The following is a 23952-nucleotide window of genomic DNA, read 5'->3' on the forward strand; positions in this document are numbered from 1 at the left end:
TGTTGCCAATAGTGGGGTAACGGCAAGAAGGGGTAATCATCCGTAACAGGATTTTTCATGGGGGAGGAGATGGGAGGATGAGAGAACGACGATGCGCGGCGAAAGTTCCCGGCATAAGGCAAATCTGTGATCTTCCTTGCAAAAATAGCCCTGTCTTTTCGTGTCCGACACCACAGAATAGGGCGGTTTGCTAGCTGGATCACACTACTCAGGCATGGGGCGTAGACGGGGGGAGGATGAGAACACAGCGGGTTGTGACCCACTATTAGCGCGTAACCGCTCTCCTTACCGCAGTCCCCACAGAAGGATTGGATTTATGAATCGCACAATGACAACAACCGTACGCCGGCTTGCGCTTTCAGCATTAACAACGCTGGTGCTCTCCTCCTCCGCTTTCGCCAAAATAGAAGAAGGCAAACTGGTTATCTGGATCAACGGCGATAAAGGCTATAACGGCCTGGCCGAGGTGGGTAAAAAGTTTGAGAAAGACACCGGTATCAAAGTGACCATTGAACATCCGGACAAACTGGAAGAGAAGTTCCCGCAGGTTGCCGCTACCGGTGACGGTCCGGACATCATCTTCTGGGCTCACGACCGTTTCGGGGGCTACGCGCAATCGGGCCTGTTGGCAGAAATCCACCCTTCCAAAGCCTTCCAGGAAAAAATCTATCCGTTCACCTGGGATGCGGTACGCTTTGACGGCAAGCTGATCGGTTACCCGATCGCGGTGGAAGCCCTGTCGCTGATTTATAACAAAGACCTGATCAAAGAAGCGCCAAAAACCTGGGAAGAGATCCCGGCGTTGGATAAAGAGCTGCGCGCCAAAGGCAAAAGCGCCATCATGTGGAACCTGCAAGAACCCTACTTCACCTGGCCAGTCATTGCCGCCAATGGCGGTTATGCCTTCAAGTTTGAAGATGGCAAATACAACATCAAAGACGTGGGCGTAGCCAACGCCGGTTCACAGGCTGGCCTGCAGTTCATCGTCGATCTGGTGAAGAACAAGCACATCAACGCCGATACCGATTACTCGATTGCCGAAGCCGCTTTCAACAAGGGCCAGACGGCGATGACCATCAACGGGCCTTGGGCCTGGACCAACATCGAGCAAAGCAAAATCAACTATGGCGTCACGCTGCTGCCAACCTTCCAGGGCAAGCCGTCCAAGCCGTTCGTTGGCGTGCTGACCGCGGGCATCAACGCCGCCAGCCCGAACAAAGAGCTGGCGACCGAGTTCCTGGAGAACTACCTGATCACCGATCAGGGCCTGGCTGACGTTAACAAAGACAAACCGTTGGGTGCCGTGGCGCTGAAATCGTTCCAGGAACAGTTGGCAAAAGATCCGAAGATTGCCGCCACCATGCAGAACTCGCAAAACGGCGAAATCATGCCAAACATCCCGCAGATGAGTACCTTCTGGTATGCGATGCGTAGCGCCGTGATCAACGCCATCACTGGCCGCCAGACGGTGAAAGCCGCACTGGAAGATGCTCATACCCGTATCACCAAGTAATACCCTGGCCATTGGCGGGCTGTGATGCCCGCCTTTGCCCTGCTGTGTGAGAGGCCGTTGGCCTCTCGCGGTAACACCTGAAAGGAAAGCCCTATGCAACTTGCTCACGCCGGAACACCCGCGCGAAAAAAATCGAAGTGGTGGCAAAGTGACCTACTGAAATGGCTGATTGTCGGCCTGTTCAGCCTGGTGACCTGCTATCTGATTGTGGTGATGTATGCACAGGGAGAATATCTGTTCGCCATCCTGACGCTGGTGCTGGTCAGTGCCGGGCTCTACGTGTTTGCCAACCGCCGTGCCTATGCCTGGCGCTATGTCTATCCAGGCGTCGCCGGGATGGGGCTGTTCGTCCTGTTCCCGCTGATCTGTACCATCGCTATCGCCTTTACCAACTACAGCAGCACCAACCAACTGACCTTTGAACGCGCTCAGTCGGTATTGATGCAACGCCAGTTCCAGACCGGTAAAACCTTCACCTTTGGGCTGTATCCGGCAGAAAACCAACAGTGGCGTCTGCAATTAACTCATCCGGACAGCGGCCAGTTACTGATTTCCGAACCGTTCAGCCTCAACGCCACCGAGCCACAAACATTGAAATTGGCGGTAGAAAGTGCAGAGCCTACCGGTGAGCGTGCTACGCTGCGCGTGATCACCCAGAATCGCCAGACGCTGAGCCAGCTTGTCGCCATCCTGCCGGAAGGTGGCGAGCTGCGCATGAGTTCCCTGCGCCAGTTCTCCGGCACCAGCCCGTTATACACGCTAGGCAAAGACGGCACGCTGACCGATAACCAGACACAGGTACAGTATCGCCCTAACCCGGATATCGGTTTTTATCAGGCCATCAACGCCGAGGGTAATTGGGCCACCGACACCCTCAGCCCGGGTTATACCGTCACCATCGGCTGGAAAAACTTCTTACGGGTGCTCAACGATGAAGGCATCCAGAAGCCGTTTATCTCCATCTTTGTCTGGACCATTATTTTCTCGGTGATGACCGTGATCCTCACCGTGGCCGTAGGCATGGTGCTGGCCTGCGTGGTGCAGTGGGAGGCGCTGAAAGGCAAAGCGGTGTATCGGGTGTTGCTGATCCTGCCTTACGCGGTGCCTTCGTTTATTTCCATTCTGATTTTCAAAGGGTTATTTAACCAGAGCTTCGGTGAAATCAACCTGATGCTCAACGCGCTGTTCGGCATTAAACCGGCCTGGTTTACCGATCCGCTCACCGCCAAAAGCATGATCCTGGTCGTCAATACCTGGCTGGGTTATCCGTACATGATGATCCTGTGCATGGGCCTGCTGAAAGCCATTCCCGACGATCTGTATGAAGCCTCGGCAATGGACGGCGCCAGCCCGATGCAGAATTTCTTCCGTATCACCCTGCCATTGCTGATCAAGCCGTTGACGCCGCTGATGATTGCCAGCTTTGCCTTCAACTTTAACAACTTCGTGCTGATCCAACTGCTGACCCGCGGCGGGCCAGACATGATCGGCACCACCACACCGGCCGGCTATACCGATCTGTTGGTGAGCTACACCTATCGCATCGCGTTTGAAGGCGGTGGGGGTCAGGACTTCGGGCTGGCGGCGGCCATTGCCACGCTGATTTTCCTGTTGGTTGGCGCACTGGCGATCCTGAACCTGAAAGCCAGCAAGATGAACTTTGACTAAGGGAGAACGACAATGGCCATGGTGCAACCCAAATCCCAGCGCGTACGCCTGTGGATCACCCATATTCTGATGCTGAGCTTTATTGCCCTGATCATGTTCCCGTTGCTGATGGTAGTGGCGATTTCGCTACGCTCCGGTAACTTTGCCACCGGCAGTCTGATCCCGGATCAGATCTCCTGGGACCACTGGCGGCTGGCGCTGGGGATGAGCGTCACCCAGGCGGATGGCAGTATCACCCCACCGCCTTTCCCAGTGCTGTTATGGCTGTGGAACTCGGTTAAGGTCGCGGCAATCACCGCCGTGGGAATAGTGACGCTCTCTACCACCTGTGCCTACGCCTTTGCCCGTATGCGTTTTCGTGGCAAAAGCACCCTGCTGAAAAGCATGCTGATCTTCCAGATGTTCCCGGCGGTGCTGTCTTTGGTCGCGCTGTACGCCCTGTTCGATCGCCTGGGGCAGTACATTCCGTTTATCGGCCTCAATACCCATGGCGGTGTGATATTCGCCTATATGGGCGGTATTGCGCTGCACGTCTGGACCATTAAAGGCTACTTCGAAACCATCGATAACTCGTTGGAAGAAGCCGCCGCCCTGGACGGAGCCACGCCTTGGCAAGCGTTCCGCCTGGTGCTGCTGCCCCTTTCAGTTCCGATCCTGGCGGTGGTGTTTATTCTGTCGTTTATCGCGGCGATCACCGAGGTGCCAGTGGCTTCACTGTTGTTACGTGACGTGAACAGCTACACGCTGGCCGTGGGTATGCAGCAATACCTCAATCCACAGAACTACCTGTGGGGTGACTTTGCCGCCGCCGCTGTGCTGTCCGCCATTCCGATCACCGCCGTATTCCTGCTGGCACAGCGCTGGTTGGTCGGTGGCCTGACGGCGGGAGGGGTGAAAGGTTAATTTATGCCACTGCAATACGTTTGATGTACTTTGCTTCTCTCTATGAACTGTGTCTTTGGCGGCCTTCGCTGGGCCGCCATTTTTATTTTTACTCCCGCTTCAGCCGATCGGTGTTGGCCAGATACAAGGTCACTACCAGTAATAATATGGCGCCGGAATACACCAGCGTGTCGAAAGGGTTTTCATGATCAACGATGATCAAACGAATAATCGCGGTAATGCCAATATAGATAAAGTAGCGTAGCGGGAAGTGATAACCCGACTCAAAGTATTTAACAATCAAGGCGATAAATTCGAAGTAGAGGAAATAAATCACAATCCCTTCAATCAGCTGATACGAAGAAGACTCCTCGTTGCTGACGAATAATACTTTCGCCAAATGAAAGGTTTCTTTGACCAAAAAAACTACCAGAATCGCCGCCAACAGCAGCAACCCTACGTTCAGTACCCGCTGTAACCCTTTGGCGATCATCAATGATCGTGATGTTTTTGCCATGACTTCTCCCGTCGTTCGGCCAGTTATTAGTGCAGAAAATGCCTAATGGGCTTTTTCCTAAAGTTGCCCTGAGGGTTTATCTTCAGGCGAATCACCCTATTTTCAATCAGTTATGTGAATTGATTACGCTTGTATATATTTGTAGCAAATTGAAATGTCCTCTATCATGGGCGTAATCTCAGGCATTATGCCTCCAAATTCCCGTAATCTAGAAAGGAACTTTCATGCGAGCTAAACTCCACGCACTGGTCGCGGCAGGCCTTTTCACCTGTTCGTTTGCCAGCTACGCCGGCGGACTGGTGACTCCTGATAACGATCTGCGCAATGACCTCGCCTGGTTATCCGATCGCGGTGTGATTAACGTCAGCCTGTCTACCTGGCCGCTAAGTCAGGAAGAGATCAACTCGGTGCTGGCGCAAGCCAAGCCGGTGACCAACACAGAAAAAACCGTCATTGACCGCGTACAACGCCGGGTGGGTGACTTAAAAGCCAATATTACCGTCACCGGTTATACCTCTACCGACAAACCGGGCACGCCGCAGGGCTTCGGCCAAAGTCACTATGCCGACAGCAGCCTGACCATCGGCGCCGGTGCCAACGGTGAGTTCTGGGACGTGCGCCTGCAAGGTGCCGTGGAAGGCGATCAGCGCGTCTCTGATGGTTCCAAATTCAACCTGAACGGCTCATACGGTGCCATCAAAGTGTGGAACCAGTGGCTGTCATTCGGTGAGGTCTCTCAATGGTGGGGCCCTGGCTATGACGGCAGCCTGATCCGTTCCGACGCGGCACGCCCGGTGGCTGGCTTTATGTTGCAACGTGCCGATCAATCCCCGTTTGAAACGCCTTGGCTGTCCTGGATTGGTCGTTGGCAATATCAGATCACCGCAGGTCAACTGTCACAATATACCGCAGTACCTAACACCAAACTGATCGGTGGCCGTCTGACCATGATGCCAACCGACTTCCTGGAACTGGGTGCCTCACGCATTATGCAGTGGGGTGGCGATGGTCGTCCGCAGTCCTTCAGCTCATTCTGGGACGCCTTTGCTGGCCGCGATAACGACGACTCCGGCCAAGGTAACGATCCGGGCAACCAGCTTGCCGGTTTCGACTTCAAGCTGAAAATGCAGCCATTGATCGGTATGCCGGTCAGCCTGTATGGCCAGTTGGTGGGGGAAGATGAGGCCGGCTACCTGCCATCACAAAACACCTACCTGCTCGGCCTGGAAGGTCACCCAGAGTGGGGCCCAACCGTTATCAACTGGTATATCGAAGGGGCTGATACTCGCGCCGATATGAGCCGTAAGGGTTATGTTTATACACATCATACCTATAAAGACGGCTACTACCAGCAGGGTTACCCGCTGGGTCACGCTATGGGCGGTGACGGGCAAATGCTGTCCGGCCGTGTCGAGCTGGTGCTGGACGATGGCCAGCGCTGGAGCACTCGCCTGGTGTATGCCAAGGTGAACCCGCTGAACCAGAGCATTAACCAGGCATTCCCGAAATCTGACACGCTGAAAGGCATTCAGTTGGGTTGGGGTTATAACTTCGCTTCACAAGTGAAATTTGATACCAGCCTGTGGTACACCGATAACAACAACAGCACCGCCGATGACGTGGGTGCCGGTGTCAGCCTGGCAGTACCGATCAATCTGTAATCCCTGCAGATGTCAAAAAACCCGCCGCGGCGGGTTTTTTATTGGCTGCAATTCAGAGCAACTTAACGCCAGGCTTTAAAGCGATTGATCAAGCCGTTGGTTGAGGTGTCGTGGCTGGTCACCGCTTCTTTACCCGCCAGTTCCGGCAGAATACGGTTAGCCAGCTGTTTACCCAGCTCTACGCCCCATTGGTCGAAGGTGAAGATGTTGAGGATCGCGCCTTGGGTGAAGATCTTGTGCTCGTACAGGGCAATCAGGCTACCCAGGCTGAACGGAGTGATTTCGCGCAGCAGGATGGAGTTGGTTGGACGGTTGCCTTCAAACACTTTGAATGGAGCAACGTGCTTGACCTCTTCCGGCGTTTTACCCTGTGCGGCGAACTCTTCCTCAACCACGTCCAGTGACTTGCCAAACGCCAGCGCTTCCGTCTGTGCGAAGAAGTTCGACAGCAGTTTCGCGTGGTGGTCGCTCAGTGGATTATGGCTGATGGCCGGAGCGATAAAGTCACAAGGCACCAGTTTGGTCCCCTGATGGATCAGTTGATAGAACGCATGTTGGCCGTTGGTGCCTGGTTCACCCCAGATAATCGGGCCGGTCTGGTAATCTACCGGGTTGCCGTTACGGTCAACGTATTTGCCGTTTGACTCCATGTTGCCCTGTTGGAAATAAGCGGCAAAACGGTGCATATACTGGTCGTACGGCAGGATCGCTTCGGTTTCTGCGCCGAAGAAATTGTTGTACCAGATACCGATCAGCGCCAACAGCACCGGCAGGTTTTGCTCAGCAGGCGTCTGGGCAAAGTGTTTGTCCATCTCATGCGCGCCGCTCAGCAGCTGCTCGAAGTTTTCAAAGCCCAGAGACAGCGCGATAGACAGGCCGATTGCCGACCACAGAGAGTAACGGCCACCCACCCAGTCCCAGAATTCGAACATATTGTCAGTGTCGATACCAAACTCGGCTACCGCTTTACCATTGGTAGACAGCGCGGCGAAGTGTTTCGCGACGTGCTGCTGATCGCCAGCAGTGCTCAGGAACCAGTCGCGCGCGCTGAGGGCGTTAGTCATGGTTTCCTGGGTCGTGAAGGTTTTAGACGCCACCAGGAACAGGGTCGTCGCCGGATCCAACGGTTTTAGCGTTTCGGCAATATGGGTGCCGTCTACGTTGGAAACAAAGTGCATGTTCAGGTGGTTTTTATACGGGCGTAGCGCTTCGGTTGCCATATAAGGGCCGAGGTCTGAGCCGCCGATGCCGATGTTGACCACGTCGGTAATCGGTTTACCGGTATAACCTTTCCAGTCACCACCGATGACACGGTCGCAGAACTGTTTCATCTTCGCCAGCACCGCATTGACTTCCGGCATCACGTCCTTGCCATCAACAATGATTGGCGTGTTACTGCGGTTACGCAGGGCAACATGCAGCACGGCGCGATCTTCAGTACGGTTGATTTTCTCACCGGAGAACATCGATTTGATCGCGCTTTGCAGGTCGGTTTCTTTCGCCAGTGCCTGCAGCTTCTCCAGGGTTTCTGCGGTGATGCGGTTTTTGGAGTAATCCACCAGCATCTGATCGTTGAAAGTGGCAGAGAACTTGGAGAAACGCTCACTATCCTGAGCAAACAGGTCACGGATCTGGACGTCTTTGATTTGTTCGAAATGTTGCTGCAGGGCTTGCCAAGCAGCGGTTTGACTAGGATTGATATTTTTCATAGCGGCGCTCTTATGCTTGAGAATGAATATGAGGTAATGGACCGATTGTAGCCTGTTCGACTGTGATTATGATCTCTTTTCTTGCGATAGGCGTTAACTCTCAGGCCGCCGCACTCCATTTTTACCTTTCCACAACAATCTGCTGATATTTCACCTAACAGCCTGTTATCACGACGCTGAAACGTCCTTCTCATCATGCTTTTCTCTTCATGCGCAGTCCGCAATATTCGGTCGCTCTGCTTCTTCCAGAGCGCAGATGAAAATCCCTCAGCGTCTACCCGTTGACAGTAGCCAATAAACCCGTTATTCCTAACAGCCTACTTGCATATCCATTGTGCAAGCCAGAAGAGGCGCGTCGCCCAGGTAGAGTGTCAGAGGAGCCATTATCCGATGACGGCACAGGAGGGGGAGCGACGCCGAGGCGAGATGCTTACGGCAATCATCACGTCGGCTACAGGGGCTGAATCCCCTGAGTTGTCACCATGGGCTGCTCCGTATGAGCAGTCAGCAAGGTGGGGCGCTTCTGGGTGTATCGTAGCCTCAACCTCTACGCCTGCTCCCTGTTTACCGCTCTTCCCTTGTGCCAAGGCTTATGGAAATTAAATGCCAATTTGAATGGCGTCCCTGACACGAGGTTTTACATGACTCAAGCAGCACCCCAAAACGCAACCGTAGTAGCCAAATTCGGCGGCACCAGCGTGGCCGATTTCGAAGCGATGAACCGCAGCGCCGACGTGGTACTTTCTAATCCTGAAGTTCGCCTGGTGGTTTTGTCCGCCTCTGCCGGTATCACCAACCTGTTGGTAGCCCTGGCTGAGGGTTGCGACGCCGACAAGCGCTACGAACAGCTGGCCGAAATCCGCCGCATTCAATACGCCATTCTCGATCGCCTCGATAACCCGATGGTGATCCGCGAAGAAATCGACCGCATGCTGGGAAATATCACCACGCTGTCGGAAGCCGCTGCGCTGGCCACTTCTGCCGCACTGACCGATGAACTGGTCAGCCATGGCGAACTGATGTCGACCCTGCTGTTTGTAGAAATTCTGCGCGACCGTAAGGTTCAGGCAGAATGGTTCGATGTGCGTAAAGTGATGCGTACCGACGACCATTTCGGCCGCGCCGTACCGGATAGCGCTGCGCTGACCGAGTTGGCTCAAACCCTATTGAAGCCGCGCCTGCAACAGGCGTTGGTGATCACCCAGGGCTTTATCGGCTGCGAACCCAAAGGCCGCACCACTACGCTGGGCCGTGGCGGCAGTGACTTTACTGCGGCCCTGCTGGGTGAAGCGTTAAACGTCAGCCGCGTGGATATCTGGACTGATGTTCCGGGTATTTATACCACCGACCCACGCGTGGTGTCTGCCGCCAAACGTATCGATAAAATTGCCTTTGAAGAGGCGGCGGAAATGGCCACCTTCGGTGCCAAAGTGCTGCACCCGGCCACTCTGCTACCTGCCGTGCGCAGCAACATCCCGGTCTTCGTCGGCTCAAGCAAAGATCCTGCCGCGGGTGGCACGCTGGTGTGCAATACCACGGAAAACCCGCCGCTGTTCCGCGCGCTGGCCTTACGTCGCAAGCAAACCCTACTGACGCTGCACAGCCTGAACATGTTGCATGCACGCGGCTTCCTGGCCGCAGTGTTCAACATTCTGGCCCGGCATAATATCTCGGTCGATCTGATCACCACTTCCGAAGTCAGCGTGGCATTAACCATGGATACCACCGGTTCCACCACCACCGGCGGCAGTCTGTTAACCACCTCCCTACTTACCGAATTGTCCTCGCTGTGCCGGGTAGAAGTGGAAGAAAATCTGGCGCTGGTCGCCCTGATCGGCAACAAGCTCTCCCAAGCTTGCGGCGTCGGTAAAGAGGTGTTCGGCGTGCTGGATCCGTTCAATATCCGCATGATCTGTTACGGAGCCAGCAGCTATAACCTGTGCTTCCTGGTACCGGGTGATGATGCGGAGCGCGTGGTACAAACGCTGCATCACAATCTGTTTGAGTAAGCCCCTCACCCTAACCCTCTCCCACAGGGAGAGGGGACTGAACGTGCCACAGGTTAATATCTGTACCTACCTGTAGCTCCGGACTCGCCCCCTCTCCCCACCACAGTTCAATAGGCATCCCTGGACGCCATATCGGGAGAAGGCTGGGGTGAAGGGAAATTGATTGGCCTTAACTGAATCTACAGAGGCTCAGCAAACTGGGCCCACCACCACACCCGTTCAATATTGGCAAAGGATAACCTCTCTCATGCTGGCAAAAATCACACGCTTATTCCCATTATGGGCCGTGCTGCTGTCTATTGCGGCCTATTACACCCCGTCGACCTTTGCCGGTATCAGCCCTTACGTCAGTACGCTGCTGATGCTGATCATGTTTGCCATGGGCGTCACCCTGCGCCTGGATGACTTCAAGCGCGTGCTGTCGCGCCCCGGCCCGGTAGCGGCGGGGATCTTCCTGCATTACCTGATTATGCCGCTGGCCGCCTGGCTGCTGGCGATGCTGTTCCGTATGCCGCCGGATCTCTCCGCCGGTATGGTACTCGTTGGCAGCGTAGCCAGCGGCACTGCCTCCAACGTGATGATCTATCTGGCTAAAGGCGATGTTGCCCTGTCGGTGACTATTTCCGCCGTTTCGACTCTGGTTGGTGTCTTTGCCACACCGTTGCTGACACGCCTGTATGTCGATGCCGAGATCAGCGTGGATATCATGGGGATGTTATTCAGCATTCTGCAGATCGTGGTGATCCCTATTGGGCTGGGCCTGATCGTCCACCACAGCTTTACCAAAACCGTCAAGCGGGTTGAGCCCTATCTGCCAGCCCTGTCGATGGTGTGTATTGTGGCTATCATCAGTGCGGTGGTCGCGGGTAGCCAGAGCCATATTGCTTCGGTCGGGTTTGTGGTGATTATTGCGGTGATCCTGCACAACGGGATCGGGCTGCTCGGGGGCTACTGGGGAGGAAAAATGCTCGGCTTCGACGAATCTACCTGCCGTACGCTGGCTATTGAAGTCGGTATGCAAAACTCCGGTCTGGCGGCAACGCTGGGCAAGATTTACTTCTCACCGCTGGCCGCACTACCGGGTGCGCTGTTCTCGGTTTGGCACAATCTGTCCGGTTCACTGCTGGCAGGCTATTGGTCTGGCCACCCGATCAAGAAAGTGGATTAACAGCAAATAGGTTCATAAGGGGCGCGGCATGTGCAGCGCCCCTACGCAGGTATTGTTCTTCATTCATTACGGCGTTCTAGGGCTTTCCTCCCAATCACGGTCGTCATCTTTCTCATCTTGATCCAGCGCGTTATAAGCAACCGCGCAGAACAGCGAGTTAAGCCGCTTCATATCCCCCAACAGGGCCAGGTGCAGCGAACTGGTTTCAATACTTTGCACGTTTTGCTGATGCAGACGATCGACGTGCGCATGGGCATAGCGACGATCCAGAATACGGAAACGGTGTTTGGAACGGCGTAACCGCTTGGCGCTGGTGATATCCCCAGAGAGGAATACCGATAGGCTAAGGCGCAGATTGTCAGTCAACTTTTCATGCAATTGGTCCAGTTCAGCCAGACCTTCGGCGGAGAACGAACTGCGCGCGCCATGCGATTGATCCGCCACATCACTAGCCATACGTTCGATGATGTCGCCAGCCTGCTCCAGGTTGAGGGCCATTTCGATGATCTCCGCCCAGCGGCGCGAATCCGCCTCTCCCAGGTCTTCCTTCTGGATCTGCGCCAGGTAAAGTTTGATCGCGGTGTATAGCACGTGAACGTCATCGTCCAGACGACGAACTTCTTTGGCCTGGATGCGCTTACCATGCAATACCTCGTGGTGCAGGATCATCATATGCTCTATCACATCCCCCATCCGCAGGGTTTCCCGCGCCGCATTGGCCAGTGCCAAACTTGGCGTATCCAGCGCGCTGACGTCGAGGTGGCGTGGCCGCAAACGGGGATCCTCTGTCGGAGCATCGACAATCCACGTTTCGCACAGGCGCGCCATCGGCCCTGACAACGGCACCTGTAGCAGACAACGCACCAGGTTGTAGAACATGTGGAAATAGATCACCAACTCTTCTGTATTACCAGGCAACCGCTCAATGCCGTGCGCAATCAGGGAAACAAACGGCAGCACCAGCGCACTACCCAGCAGTTTGAACAACAGGCTACCCAGCGCCACGCGACGGCCTGCGGCATTCTGGCCGCTGGTGTTCAACATCACCAACAGGCCGCTGCCCAGGTTGGCACCAATCACCAGGCACAGCGCCACCTGTAGAGAAATCACTCCCGAGGCTGTCAACGTCGCGGTCAACAGTACAGCTGCCAGGCTGGAATAACTGATAATGGCAAACAGGGCGCCGATCAACGCATCAAGCATGACATCGCCGGTCAGCGACGAGAAGATCACTTTGACGCCATAGCCCTGAGTGATCGGCGTAGCGGCGGCCACAATCAGTTCCAGCGCCAATACAATCAGGCCAAGACCAATGGCGACGCGCCCCATCTGGCCTACGCGGGTTTGCTTACGGCTGAGGAATAAAATCACGCCGACAAAAATCAGCAGCGGCGAAAGCCAGGAGAGATTGAACGTCAGCACCCGCGCCATGATCGCCGTGCCAACATCGGCCCCCAGCATAATCACCAGCGCAGGCCCAAGGCCCACCAGCCCTTGCGCCACAAAAGAAGAAACCAGCAACGCCGTCGCATTGCTGCTTTGCACCAACGCGGTTACACCGATCCCTGCCACAAAGGCCAGCGGCTTTTTCTCTATGCTGCTGCTCAGAACCTGGCGCAGATTGGCACCATAGACCCGCATGATGCCGGTCCGGACGATATGGGTTCCCCACACCAGCATCGCAATGGCGGAAAGCAGATTAAGAAGGGTCAACACGGAAGGCTCGCTCCATTGACGCCCGGCAGGCACCACAGGCTATCCCGCCTGCCAGACGCCAGTTAAGCAGGACAGCGGCAAATCGCTTATTGCTATCAAGAAGGAATACTCTAGAGGGAGAGCGCACCATGCATTATCAATCAATGCAACAGCGAAATCATGCAACTACCCGGAATATAACAGTTTCCAATTGTAGCCTAATTTGGCTTCCCTCGGGTGAAAATCGGCCACGGGCGCGCAAAAACTGTGCAATATCAATGAACTCTGGCACACGAGTGTTATTCTAATCGTCACACTTCAACCCTTGGTAAACAGAGCTGATGGAACATCCTGGTTTTGCAGCCATTATCGTTGGCAGCGGCGTTGCGGGCTGCACCGCGGCGCTGTTGTTGGCACGCGCGGGCATCAATACTTTGTTACTGGAACGGGGTACTCAGGCGGGCAGTAAAAACGTTAGCGGTGGCAGGTTATACACCCATGTTTTGACCAATCTGCTGCCAAATTTTGCCGCTACCGCCCCTCTGGAACGCCAGATCACCCAGGAAAGGCTCTCAATGGTGAGCGGCAATAGCGCGGTGACGCTAGATTATCGCCATACCTTGCCCTGTTCCTACAGCCTGCTGCGCGCCCGTTTCGATCCCTGGCTGATGGCACAGGCGGAAGCCGCCGGGGCACAATGCCTGACCGGTGCCTTGGTCGATGAGCTGATCGTGCAGCAAGGCCGGGTGGTCGGCGTTATGGCGGCGGGTGAAGCGTTATACGCCAATACGGTGATCCTGGCAGAAGGGGCCAATACGCTGCTTGGTGAGCATGCCGGATTGCAGCCAAAGCCACCAGCAGCAACGATGGCGATCGGCGTGAAAGAGGTGTTGGCACTGCCGCGCGAGCGGTTGGAAGATCGTTTCGCACTGGAGGATAACCAAGGTTGCGCCTGGCTGTTCGCTGGCCAGCCCACGCAGGGGAAAGTCGGCGGTGGTTTCCTGTACACCAACCGCGATAGCCTGTCGCTCGGCGTAGTATGTAATCTTTCCAGCCTCACTGAGAGTAAAATCGCCCTGCCGCAGATGTTGCAACAGTTCAAACAACACCCTGCCGTGCGGCCATTGCTGAAAAATACCGAGTTACGGGAATACAGCGCCCATCTGATCCCCGAAGGCGGGGTGGAAAGCATGCCACCGCTGTTTGGTCCTGGCTATCTGCTGGTCGGCGATGCCGCGAGGTTATGTATTAATACCGGGCATACCGTGCGGGGTATGGATCTGGCGATGCTATCGGCACAGGCGGCAGCGGAAACCTTGATTGCCGGGCAAGAGTTGCAGCATTACCCCCTGCGGTTACAACAAAGTTCGCTCTGGGCGCTGATCCAGCAGTATCGGCGTCTGCCGGAGATGATGTTGCAGTCGCCCCATTGGTTTAGCCGTTACCCGCAGTTGGCTGCCGACGTGCTGCAAGAGATGTTTGAGGTCAATGGAAATGCCCCTACGCCGTTGCGCAAGCTACTATGGCGCCACGCGCGCCGCATCGGCCTGAAGCAATTACTGAAAGATACCGTCAATGGAATGCGCAGCCTATGAACCAGCCCGATCTCAGCCACAACCATTATCAGGGGGATCACGCCAATCCACACATCATCCTGGCCGATGCACAGGATCGGACGATGCTGATGCGTTTGGTGATCGCCTGCCCCGCCGGGCTGTACCAGTTCCAGCCGGACGGCAGCCTGCGTTTCGACGTACAGGGTTGCCTGGAATGCGGCACCTGCCGCCTGCTGTGTGGGGAAGAAACCATTACCCGTTGGCGCTATCCGCAGGCAGGCAACGGGATTGAGTTCCGCTTCGGTTAAAGGGCGTGGGCCAGAGCCTCTAGCACCTCGTGCATGTCCCCAACAATCCCTACGTCTGCCTGGGCAAAAATAGCCGCCTGTGGATCCTGGTTGATCGCCACAATCAGCTTGCTATGGCGAATACCGATGGCGAACGCCGGAGCACCGGAAATCCCGGCAGCAATACACACCTCTGGGGCAATGATGGCACCGGACATGCCCAGTAAGCGATCCATCTCGCACCAGGCGTTCATCACTACCGGCCTACTGGCGGCCAACTCTGCGCCCATGTTGGTAGCTAACTGTTGCATCTGGACAACCTGCTGGGCACTGCCAACCCCTTCCCCGATGGCCAGCACGAAGCGCGCCTGGCTCAGCGGTGACGCTGCGGGCTGTGGTGAACACGCCGAAGCCAGTATCCACTCGGCATCAGGTATATTGGCTGGCTCAAAGCGTTCGGCTGCCACCGGGCCTGGCACTATTTCCATGCTTACCGCTCCGCTGCGGGCCACGCCCAGGCACCAAGGCTCCCGCATCATCGCCAGCTCGGCGGTGAGATGGTTGCCATAGACGGCTTTGGTTACCCGGCATTCGCTGCCGTTAATTTGTGCCTGTTCTACCGCACAACAGGCAGAACCACCACTCCGGCAGGCCAGTCGCGTGGCCAACTCGCCGCCTTCATCTCCAGCAAACAGCAGTAATCGGGGTGTGAAAGCTTGCCGCATCTGCTCCAATACCGCTAATCGCGTCTCTGCCAGCCGGGGAGCGCTAACCCAACGTATTTGTGCTACCTCACCGTCCAGGCGTGGCAGACTCTGCGGTACCCCGTTGCTGAATAACCACAGCTCCAGGCTCTCTGCAGTAAGCTCGCTCAGCCGCAAGAACTGATTAATCTGACTGGCCTGCGTAGCAAAGTTAGGGGCATCTGCATCCAATATCAGTGCAATATTCATCATGGCCACCTTTCACCGAGATAATCCCGGCACAACCGCTGCACTTTCTGCTCCACGCTGTCCCCCTCAATCACTATCCCGGCGCGACGATGCTCCAGATAGCTTAAACCACACAGCCGCACATCACCGGCAAGCTGTTCGGTCATCGCCAGCTCGGCAGGTGACAGACGTTGGATCTGCCGTTTACCCGCCGCCAGCTTCTGCTGCAACGTAGGAACACGTAATGCACTCGCCTGTTGCGAGTTCCCCACCACCAGCACCAAAGGAGGCATCACCGTCATCACCTCCTGCCCGTAAGCGGTTTGCCGGGTAACCCTTAAGGCCCCCACTTCTTCTGCCGCAGCTAATTGGCAAACGCCGGTGATACAAGGCCAGCCAAGGCGCTCTGCCAACAGCAAAGGCGTTTGGCTATTTTGCCCTTCCAGGCTTTGCGCGCCCATGACGATCACCTGTTGGGATCCCATATGCTGCTGATAGGCCGCGATCAGGGCGGCAACCGTTGCAGGGTTAAAACGTAGATCCCACTCTGCAGGAGGTTCAATGCGTACCGCCTGCTGGTATTCCAGCGCCATCAGTTGCTTCAGCGCCGGTTCGGCCATAGCATCGGCCACCGTCACGACGCTCAGATTAAGTTCCCTCTCATCACGCAGCATCAGCGCCATTTCCGCCGCACTTTCGTCATAGCCGCTTAACAGACGTCGGGCAAAGTGGGTATCAATCTGCAACCGCCCATCGGGTTGCCAATCGCTTTTTGCCAACATGCCCAGATCCGGTGCGACCTTAATCGCCAACAGCAGATTCATCCGTTTCTCCTGTCAGTGGGCGATTAACGGCTTTACCGAGGAGGCGCCCACCAGCGTCATATCCTTGGTTTCCGGCGCCCACATGATCGAGACCACCGCCCCCAGCACCAATACGCCAGTCAGGATCAGCATGGTGCCTTGCAGACCCAGTGAAAGCATCGACAGCGGCAGCAAAGCGGTGCCGATGGCCGAGCCGAGCCTGCTCATCGAGGTGGCAAAACCGACCCCCAGTGAACGAATATCGGTCGGGAAGCTTTCCGCCGGGAATACCCCGACCAGGTTACTGACCGCCGAAATCGTCAGCGTAAACAGAGCAAACAGCATTAACATGGCTCCCTGACCCGGAGGCACAAAGGCCAATGCCCCCAGGCTGACAGCCAGGATCCAGAACGCGCCGATCAGGAAGCGACGGCGCGGCAACCATTGGGTAAGGGCAATTCCCATCACCGCCCCCACCATCAGCAAGCCATTAAGCAGCAAATCGGTCGCAAAGCTTTGGTTCTGCCCCAGGGTGGTCAGGATCGAGGGGAGGAAGGTATAGATGGCGAAATAAGGGATCACCAGGCAGACAAAGAACAGGCTGTTGAACGCGGTACGCCGCCAGTAACGCGGTGAAAATAAGGTGTGCATATGGCGTGCGGTTTCTACCGGGATTTCGTCATTGAGGATCACCTGCGGGCCAAAACAGCGCAGCACTACCAGATGAGCCTCGGCGATCCTCCCTTTGCGCATCAGCCAGCGTGGCGACTCTGGCGTACCGATGCGTAAAAGCATAATCATCAACGCAGGCACGGCGCTTGAAGCCAACAGCCAGCGCCAAGACTCCGGCCCCAGATCGGCAAGGAAATGGCCAGCAAAGCCAGCGGCGACGTAGCCTAACGTCCAGATCACGCTAAAGGATCCCAGCAGGATGCCGCGATGTTTACGCGGAGCAAACTCGGCCAGCATGGTATGGCCTACGGCGTAATCGCCCCCTAGCCCGATCCCGACCAATACCCGTAGCCAGAACAGCTGTTCCGGCGTAGTGGCGAAAAATTGCATCACGGAAGCCAACGTAATGATGACAAAACTGAAGCTGAAAATTTTCTGACGGCCAATATGGTCGGAAACCCAACCCAATACCAGGCTGCCAAGGAACAGCCCAATCAGCGCCGAGCTGCCGATCATTCCTTCCCAAAACGGCGTAAGCCCCATCTGCGGCTTGAGCTGGGCCAGCGCAAAGCCTATCACGCCCAGTACATAGCCATCGGTGAGATGTGCGCCAAAGGTCAGCCCTGCCATTTTGTAGTGAAAAGCGTTGAGCGGAATATCATCCATGCGCACTTGCCGAGGCAGCCGTGTTGTCATCGTTACCCCCTATTCCAGCGCAAAAGGCCCGGCAAGCCGGGCCAGACAGGAACATTATTTTTCAATCGGATAAATGGTGCCGGTATTCATGATGCCATTCGGGTCGTACACCTCTTTCAGCGCCTTGAGGATATAGTAGGCACTGCCGTGTTCATCCTTGGTCCAGTGCACACGGTGCTTACCTATACCGTGGTGATGCACCATCGAACCACCCTGCTTGATGGTCTCCTCCACGATGATTTTATTCAGTGGATTGTGATACTTGTCGATCTCTTCTTCCGGCTTGCAGTCCACCACGTTGTAGTCGTACACAAAGTACATATTGGTGCCGTTGATATAGCTGTGTGACGAGTGGCCGCCCAGCATAGTGATATCACCGGCATGTGGGAACTCATCGCGGATGCGGCGGATCACATTCTCGTAAATCGCATTGATGCAGCCCCAGTCGCCGGAAACCTCGGTGGTGAAGCCCATATTGTTGGTCTTCATGATCTGTACACGTTCTGCCGCCACTTTTTCCGGGCCCCAGTTCAGATTGTTGAACCAGGTTTCAATCAGCTTGCTGTCGACCTTTTTACATTCCGGATAGCGTTTAACGATCTCATCAATCCCCGCGCCGGTCGCCTGCGCGATCCCTTTTGCCCCTTCGGCCATAAAGATCAGCACGCATTTGCCTTCGGCAAAGTGGGTAAAATGCTGGGTCCCGTCTTCCGCGTCATACAAGCGGGCAATGGAAGGGCGATAGCCTTCGACCATCACTTCCCGCAGGATGTCGAAACCGGTTGCCATGTTATCGAGGATGTAACCGTAGAACAGGTTGTTTTCCGGCATGTATTTGAAGATTTTCACCGTCACTTCGGTGATAAAACACAGCGCCCCTTCGTTACCGATAATCACGTGGCGGATATCCGGGCCAGCGGCACGGCGCGGTACGTTTTTAATGCGGGTGATGTTGCCGTTCGGGAACACCGCTTCCAGCCCAACCACCATGTCTTCAATCGCGCCGTACAGCGTAGAGAACTGACCGATACTACGTGTTGCCACCAGGCCTCCCATCTGGGCCAACGGCTTGGATTGCGGAGAGTGGCCGGTCGTATAACCCTGGGCACGCAATTGATTTTCCAGCACTTCCAGCGGTACGCCGCACTGCGCCGTGGCCTGCATATTACGGATATCAATGTTGATGACCTTATTCATTCCCGAGCCATCCAGCACCACGGAATTCTTCACTACCGTTTCCAACCCGCCCTCGGTGGCCGAAGCCCCGGTGCGCGGTACGCCAGTAATGCCGTGCTTATTCATGAACGCCAGCACATCGGACACCTGCTGGGTGTCGGCCAATTTCACCACGGCGGCAGGCAGCGGCTGGGTAAACACGCCATGAATATCGGCATATTTGCGGAAACGGTCTACGCTGTTTTTCTGCAGCACTTTTTCGTCAGTAATCACCCGCTCTGGGCCAACAAGTTCTTTTAACTGAACGACAATTTCTTCACGGGACAGAGACATAAATAACCCTTCCTAAATTAAGAATAGATAAAATCGGCTTAAGTAAAATTAAAAGGAACCACCCATTAATTTAGCGAACCAAATAACCGCCATCGACAACTAACAAATGACCATTAACATAATCAGAGGCTCGACTGGCTAAAAATACCATCGCGCCCATCAGATCCTGCGTTTCACCCCAACGATTAGCCGGAATATGGTCAAGAACGCGCTTATTGGTTTCTGGGTTTTTACGCGTTTCGATCGTAATATCTGTCGCATAATAGCCTGGCGCAATACCATTAACCTGAATATTGTATTGCCCTAATTCATCGCAATAGGCCTTGGTAAAACCGGCCAACGCATGTTTAGTGGCCGAGTACGCCGGTGACCATTGGCCGCCCAAATAAGAGAACAGGGAACAGATATTAATGATTTTCCCCTGTTTTTTCGGGATCATGATTTTTGCTGCTTCATAGCTCAATTCAAAGGCTGCGGTCAGGTTAATATCGATCATCGGATCCCAGTCTTCGCGGCCGAAATCCAGTACCTTATTCAGCTTACAGATACCGGCGTTGTTCACCAAGATATCCACCGAACCGAAGGTCTCCAGACACTGGGCAATCACTCTGGCAGGCGCGCCTTTCTCAGTAATGTCCACCTGCATAAACTCAACCTTCACCCCTTGCCGCTCAATCATTTCGCGGGTTTCGCCCTTATCCATGATAAAGCTTGGGATGAACAGGTTGGCACCGGCTTTGGCCAACGCCATGGCAAATGCCTGCCCCAGACCGCTGTTGCCACCGGTGACGATGGCGGTTTTGCCTTTTAGCGAGAAGAAATCTAACGAGAACTCATTTAACGCGTTTATTGACATGATTTTGCCCCTTGGTCTGGAAAAAACGCAAAAAAAAGAGAAAAGCAACCTCCCTGCGCTTGGCAGAGAAGTTACTTTTCTCTTCATCTCTAGTAACTGGCAAAAAAAGTAACACATAGGGTCAAGGCTATTCCGTGATGCCTATCACAGTTTCATTTCTTGCCAGGTCGGATTGATATTAAAACTTATTTATTTCGCACTAACTCGGTGAATTACTATGCAATCAGATCCCGTCTAATGTTCCCTACTTCGGTTTTGTGATAACTCTCACAGATGAATTATAGGTTGCCGTGCTATTTATTACCGCAGTTACTGAAAGAGACGAAGAGAAAAGTAACTTCCTGCACTGCGGGAAGCTTGCTTTTCTCTTTTTTTGTTTAACGCGATGTACCCAATAACGGTTAAAAGAAGGGAGTCACTCCAAACATTAATCATTAATGGGTGTATTTATGCGGAACTTCACCATGGAAAAAAATAATTCCCACCGTTGGTTAACGCTGGCAATAATAAGTATCAGCGGCGGAGTAAGTTTCGATCTCGCCTATCTGCGTTATATTTACCAAATCCCGATGGCCAAGTTTATGGGGTTCTCCAATACCGAGATCGGCTTGATTATGAGTACTTTCGGCATCACCGCGATTATTCTGTATGCCCCTAGCGGGATCGTTGCCGATAAGTTCTCTCATAGAAAGATGATGACTTTCGCGATGATCGCCACTGGCCTGCTGGGGTTGCTGATGGCAGTCTATCCACCGTTCTGGGTGATGATCCTGATCCAGGTCGCCTTCGCGATCACCACTATCCTGCTGTTGTGGTCGGTTTCGATCAAGGCGGCCTCGCTGCTCGGCAACCATGAAGAGCAGGGCAAAATCATGGGTTGGATGGAGGGGCTACGCGGCGTGGGTGTGATGGCCCTGGCCGTATTCACCATGTGGATCTTCTCGCTGTTCGCGCCGGAAAACCCCAACAGCCTGAAGGCGGTGATCCTGATCTACAGCGGCGTATATATCCTGTTGGGCATTCTCTGCTGGTTCTTTGTTACAGACGGCTTTGTCACCAGTGACGAGAGCGAAAAACCGCATAAATTCAGCCTGGGGGATATTCTCTCGGTGCTCAAAATCAGCACCACCTGGTATTGCAGCATGATTATCTTTGGCGTCTATACCATCTACGCCATCCTCAGCTACTCCACCAACTACCTGACCGAAATGTACGGTATGACCCTGGTCGCCGCCAGCTATATGGGGATTGTGATCAACAAAATCTTCCGGGCCATGTGCGGGCCACTCGGTGGGATCATCACCACTTACACCCGGCTGAAATCACCCACGCGAGCTATTCAGTTACTGGCGTTAGTCAGCCTGGCCACCCTGGCCGTCTTGCTGATCACCAACCAGAACCCGACCTCGGTCGCCGTGGGGATTGGCCTGATCCTGTTGCTGGCCTTCACCTGCTACGCGTCACGTGGGCTGTACTTTGCCTGTATCGGCGAAGCCAGGACGCCAAAATACATTATGGGCACCACCGTGGGGATCTGCTCGGTGATCGGCTTCCTGCCCGACGTGTTTGTTTACCCGGTTATCGGCCATTGGCAGGACACGCTGCCCGCCGCCGAGGCTTATCACAATATGTGGCTGATGGGGTTAGGGGCAACCTGCCTGGTCGTGGTGTTCACCTTCCTGCTGTTTAACAACATCAAGCGCGCCGGCGCCAAAAACACAACAACACAGCCGGTCACCGATTAATTATCTCAAGGAGTTGCGACATGAAGAGCAAGTACCTGATGGGTGTGGACGTGGGCACCCAGAGCGCCAAAGTGGTGATTTTTGATCTGGACGGCAACGCCATTTGCGAAGGGAAACAGCAGTTACGCAAGATGGATATCCCAGCCCCGCTGCTGGCAGAACACCCGGACGACGATCTATGGGATTCACTTAAGGTGGCTTTCCGCCGCGCCATGCAGCGTTTTGGCGAACGTGGTGGCAAGCCGCAGGACATTCTGGCGATGGGCATTTGCATCGTCCGCTGTTGCCGGGTGCTGCTGAAGGACAATGGTGAGCTGGCCTATCCGGTAATCAACTGGATGGATAAGCGCCTGAACAAACCTTACGAATATATCGATGCCTATCAGGGCGTACGTTATGTGACGACCACCTCGGGTTACATCACCCATCGCCTGACCGGTGAGTTCAAAGACACCTGTGCCAACTACATCGGTTGGTGGCCGATGGACAATGACAGCCTCGATTGGAGCACCGATCCCGCCGCCTGGCAAAGCTGCAACCTGACGCGCGACATGGTACTGGACGTGGTGAAACCCGGTGAAATCCTCGGCCATATCACCCAGCAGGTAGCGCAGCAGCTTGGCATCCCCGCAGGTATTCCGGTGGTGGCTACCGCACATGACAAAGCGGTGGAAGCACTAGGTGCCGGTTCACTGGATGAAGGCGTCGCGCTGATTTCCCTCGGTACCTATATCGGTGCCATGGTACACGGCCATGCCAACGTGAAGGACGCGCAAAACTTCTGGCCGTTCCAGGCTTCGATCCCTGGGCGTTACCTGTATGAGTGCATGGGCGTGCGCCGTGGCATGTGGACCATCAGTTGGTTCCGCGATCAGTTTGGCGCGGCCGCACTGTCGGATGCCCATGACGCCGGAACCAGCATTGAGGAGTTACTGAATCAGGAAGCAGAGCGCGTTCCTGCGGGTTGTGAAGGCCTGATCACCGTACATGACTGGGCACCACCGTCAGAAGCGGAATTCCGTAAAGGGGCCATGATTGGCTTCGATGGCCGCCATACCCGTGCCCATATGTACCGTTCGGTGCTGGAGGGCATCGCCTTCACCATGAAAAACCATATGGACAAGATGGCGCTGGAGCTGAAAACCCCGTTCAAGCACCTGATTATTTCCGGCGGCGGGGCCAACAGCGATCTGTTTATGCAGATCTTTGCCGACGTGTTTGGCATCCCCACCAGCCGTAACGTGATGAAAGGTTCGGCAGCGGTGGGCTGTGCCATCAACGCCGGGATGGCGGTGAACGTCTTTACCGATTACGAACAGGCCGCGCAGAAGCTGGTACGAATGGGGGACAGTTTTACACCGAATATGGCTAATCATCGGTTCTACAATCAGTTGAATCAGCAGGTGTATCAACGGGTAAACCAACATCTGGACCCGCTGCTACAGGCACTCAGTCCGTTGGTCGACTAACTGGCAGGGGCACCGGCCTTCGGTGCCCTTATCATTACAATTTCAACTTCCATACGTCGTGATTGGTGGTGGCAACGGCGATGGCCCCGGCATTCAGCGCGGTTTGCGCATCATCCTCATCACACACCAAGCCACCGGCAATAATCGGCAAGTCGATCTTTTCTGCCACCCAACCGAGCACCTTAGGCATGCAACCCGGCAGGATTTCGATGCAGTCCGGCGTCGATTGCGCCACCTGCTTGTCGATATTGTGGAAGGAAATCGAGTCCATGATAAACAGCCGGTGAATGGTGTAGAAGCCTTGCTGACGCGCCGCCTTCACCATCGAGGCCTTGGTGCTGATAATGCCATCCGCCGCCGTGACGATTTTCAGGAAATTAATCACGATCTCCTTGTTGGAGCTGCCTTCCAGCAAATCAACATGCACAAAAGCGTATTTGCCAGCCTCCTTCACCTGCTGCACGATGCGCCCAATATTACAGATATTGCCGTACAGCACCGAGATGATCTGGCAGTTCGACTTGACCGCGATCTGCAGGCTCTCATTATCTTTTACCGCTGCGATCACCGGGTGCAGCTTTAACAGTTCTTCGATAGACACGTTG

The 23952-nt window shown here is 54.9% G+C and carries 19 protein-coding genes and 1 riboswitch; of the genes, 10 read left to right on the forward strand and 9 right to left on the reverse strand.

The features are described from left to right. Positions 1–316 precede the first annotated feature (316 nt). The 3 genes from malE to malG all read left to right on the forward strand — a co-directional run bounded on the left by malE (position 317) and on the right by malG (position 4084). On the forward strand, positions 317–1513 hold the full coding sequence (gene malE / locus ACMV5H_RS10710) for a maltose/maltodextrin ABC transporter substrate-binding protein MalE (RefSeq protein ID WP_021180824.1): 1197 nt from the start codon (positions 317–319) through the stop codon (positions 1511–1513). Between the two features lie 93 nt (positions 1514–1606). Beyond that, positions 1607–3181 carry a maltose ABC transporter permease MalF gene (malF, locus tag ACMV5H_RS10715; RefSeq protein WP_115159949.1) on the forward strand — a complete coding sequence of 525 codons (1575 nt, stop codon included), beginning with the start codon at positions 1607–1609 and terminating at the stop codon, positions 3179–3181. Positions 3182–3193: 12 nt separating this feature from the next. After that, positions 3194–4084, forward strand: a complete 891-nt coding sequence (gene malG / locus ACMV5H_RS10720; protein ID WP_021180826.1) for a maltose ABC transporter permease MalG — start codon at positions 3194–3196, stop codon at positions 4082–4084. A gap of 88 nt (positions 4085–4172) precedes the next feature. Here the strand turns inward: malG and psiE are convergent, their stop codons facing one another. After that, on the reverse strand, positions 4173–4580 hold the full coding sequence (psiE, locus tag ACMV5H_RS10725; protein ID WP_021180827.1) for a phosphate-starvation-inducible protein PsiE: 408 nt from the start codon (positions 4578–4580) through the stop codon (positions 4173–4175). Positions 4581–4804: 224 nt separating this feature from the next. On the opposite strand from psiE, the gene ACMV5H_RS10730 reads away from it, so the two are divergent. Then, a complete protein-coding gene (locus ACMV5H_RS10730; protein ID WP_223498557.1) occupies positions 4805–6241 on the forward strand; it encodes a capsule assembly Wzi family protein in 1437 nt (478 codons plus the stop codon). Between the two features lie 62 nt (positions 6242–6303). Here the strand turns inward: ACMV5H_RS10730 and pgi are convergent, their stop codons facing one another. After that, positions 6304–7950 carry a glucose-6-phosphate isomerase gene (gene pgi / locus ACMV5H_RS10735; protein WP_059199036.1) on the reverse strand — a complete coding sequence of 549 codons (1647 nt, stop codon included), beginning with the start codon at positions 7948–7950 and terminating at the stop codon, positions 6304–6306. A 337-nt stretch (positions 7951–8287) separates the two neighbouring features. Next, positions 8288–8481: riboswitch (Lysine riboswitch) on the forward strand. Positions 8482–8591: 110 nt separating this feature from the next. Here pgi and lysC point away from each other — a divergent pair. Together lysC and panS are read left to right on the forward strand one after the other, a co-directional pair. Beyond that, on the forward strand, positions 8592–9959 hold the full coding sequence (lysC, locus tag ACMV5H_RS10740) for a lysine-sensitive aspartokinase 3 (protein ID WP_414821811.1): 1368 nt from the start codon (positions 8592–8594) through the stop codon (positions 9957–9959). Between the two features lie 247 nt (positions 9960–10206). Then, positions 10207–11127, forward strand: a complete 921-nt coding sequence (panS, locus tag ACMV5H_RS10745) for a ketopantoate/pantoate/pantothenate transporter PanS (RefSeq protein WP_414821812.1) — start codon at positions 10207–10209, stop codon at positions 11125–11127. A 66-nt stretch (positions 11128–11193) separates the two neighbouring features. Here panS and ACMV5H_RS10750 read toward each other — a convergent pair whose 3' ends face one another. Then, positions 11194–12843, reverse strand: a complete 1650-nt coding sequence (locus ACMV5H_RS10750; RefSeq protein WP_094982851.1) for a Na/Pi cotransporter family protein — start codon at positions 12841–12843, stop codon at positions 11194–11196. Between the two features lie 320 nt (positions 12844–13163). On the opposite strand from ACMV5H_RS10750, the gene ACMV5H_RS10755 reads away from it, so the two are divergent. Next, positions 13164–14417: an FAD-dependent oxidoreductase gene (locus tag ACMV5H_RS10755; protein WP_414821813.1), complete on the forward strand. Its 1254-nt coding sequence runs from the start codon at positions 13164–13166 to the stop codon at positions 14415–14417. Further along, the gene (locus tag ACMV5H_RS10760) at positions 14414–14686 is read left to right on the forward strand and encodes a 4Fe-4S dicluster domain-containing protein (protein ID WP_059199039.1); all 273 of its coding nucleotides are present in this window, start codon (positions 14414–14416) and stop codon (positions 14684–14686) included. The genes ACMV5H_RS10755 and ACMV5H_RS10760 overlap by 4 nt, the downstream gene beginning before the upstream one ends. Here the strand turns inward: ACMV5H_RS10760 and ACMV5H_RS10765 are convergent. From ACMV5H_RS10765 to ACMV5H_RS10785, 5 genes are all read right to left on the reverse strand, one after another. Further along, positions 14683–15621, reverse strand: a complete 939-nt coding sequence (locus ACMV5H_RS10765) for an electron transfer flavoprotein subunit alpha/FixB family protein (protein ID WP_414821814.1) — start codon at positions 15619–15621, stop codon at positions 14683–14685. The two genes, ACMV5H_RS10760 and ACMV5H_RS10765, sit on opposite strands and share 4 nt — an antisense overlap. Then, positions 15618–16421: an electron transfer flavoprotein subunit beta/FixA family protein gene (locus tag ACMV5H_RS10770; RefSeq protein ID WP_209523938.1), complete on the reverse strand. Its 804-nt coding sequence runs from the start codon at positions 16419–16421 to the stop codon at positions 15618–15620. Before ACMV5H_RS10770 ends, ACMV5H_RS10765 begins: the two co-directional genes overlap by 4 nt. A gap of 12 nt (positions 16422–16433) precedes the next feature. After that, positions 16434–17768 (reverse strand): MFS transporter, encoded by a 1335-nt coding sequence (locus ACMV5H_RS10775; protein ID WP_209523937.1) that lies wholly within the window; start codon positions 17766–17768, stop codon positions 16434–16436. 54 nt (positions 17769–17822) lie between these two features. After that, positions 17823–19277 carry an FAD-binding oxidoreductase gene (locus ACMV5H_RS10780; RefSeq protein ID WP_094982857.1) on the reverse strand — a complete coding sequence of 485 codons (1455 nt, stop codon included), beginning with the start codon at positions 19275–19277 and terminating at the stop codon, positions 17823–17825. Between the two features lie 70 nt (positions 19278–19347). After that, on the reverse strand, positions 19348–20133 hold the full coding sequence (locus ACMV5H_RS10785; RefSeq protein ID WP_071681636.1) for an SDR family oxidoreductase: 786 nt from the start codon (positions 20131–20133) through the stop codon (positions 19348–19350). A 464-nt stretch (positions 20134–20597) separates the two neighbouring features. Here ACMV5H_RS10785 and ACMV5H_RS10790 point away from each other — a divergent pair, with 464 nt between their 5' ends. Both ACMV5H_RS10790 and ACMV5H_RS10795 read left to right on the forward strand, forming a co-directional pair. Beyond that, positions 20598–21878 carry an MFS transporter gene (locus tag ACMV5H_RS10790; RefSeq protein ID WP_115159957.1) on the forward strand — a complete coding sequence of 427 codons (1281 nt, stop codon included), beginning with the start codon at positions 20598–20600 and terminating at the stop codon, positions 21876–21878. Positions 21879–21898: 20 nt separating this feature from the next. Continuing rightward, positions 21899–23347, forward strand: coding sequence for an FGGY-family carbohydrate kinase (locus ACMV5H_RS10795; protein WP_021180846.1), 1449 nt, complete (start codon positions 21899–21901; stop codon positions 23345–23347). A 34-nt stretch (positions 23348–23381) separates the two neighbouring features. Here the strand turns inward: ACMV5H_RS10795 and ACMV5H_RS10800 are convergent, their stop codons facing one another. Then, positions 23382–23948, reverse strand: a complete 567-nt coding sequence (locus tag ACMV5H_RS10800; protein ID WP_071681639.1) for a glycerol-3-phosphate responsive antiterminator — start codon at positions 23946–23948, stop codon at positions 23382–23384. Positions 23949–23952 lie beyond the last annotated feature (4 nt).

The sequence above is a fragment of the Serratia sp. N21D137 genome (genome assembly GCF_047530005.1).
In the GTDB taxonomy this organism is placed as follows: Bacteria; Pseudomonadota; Gammaproteobacteria; order Enterobacterales; family Enterobacteriaceae; genus Chania; species Chania fonticola_B.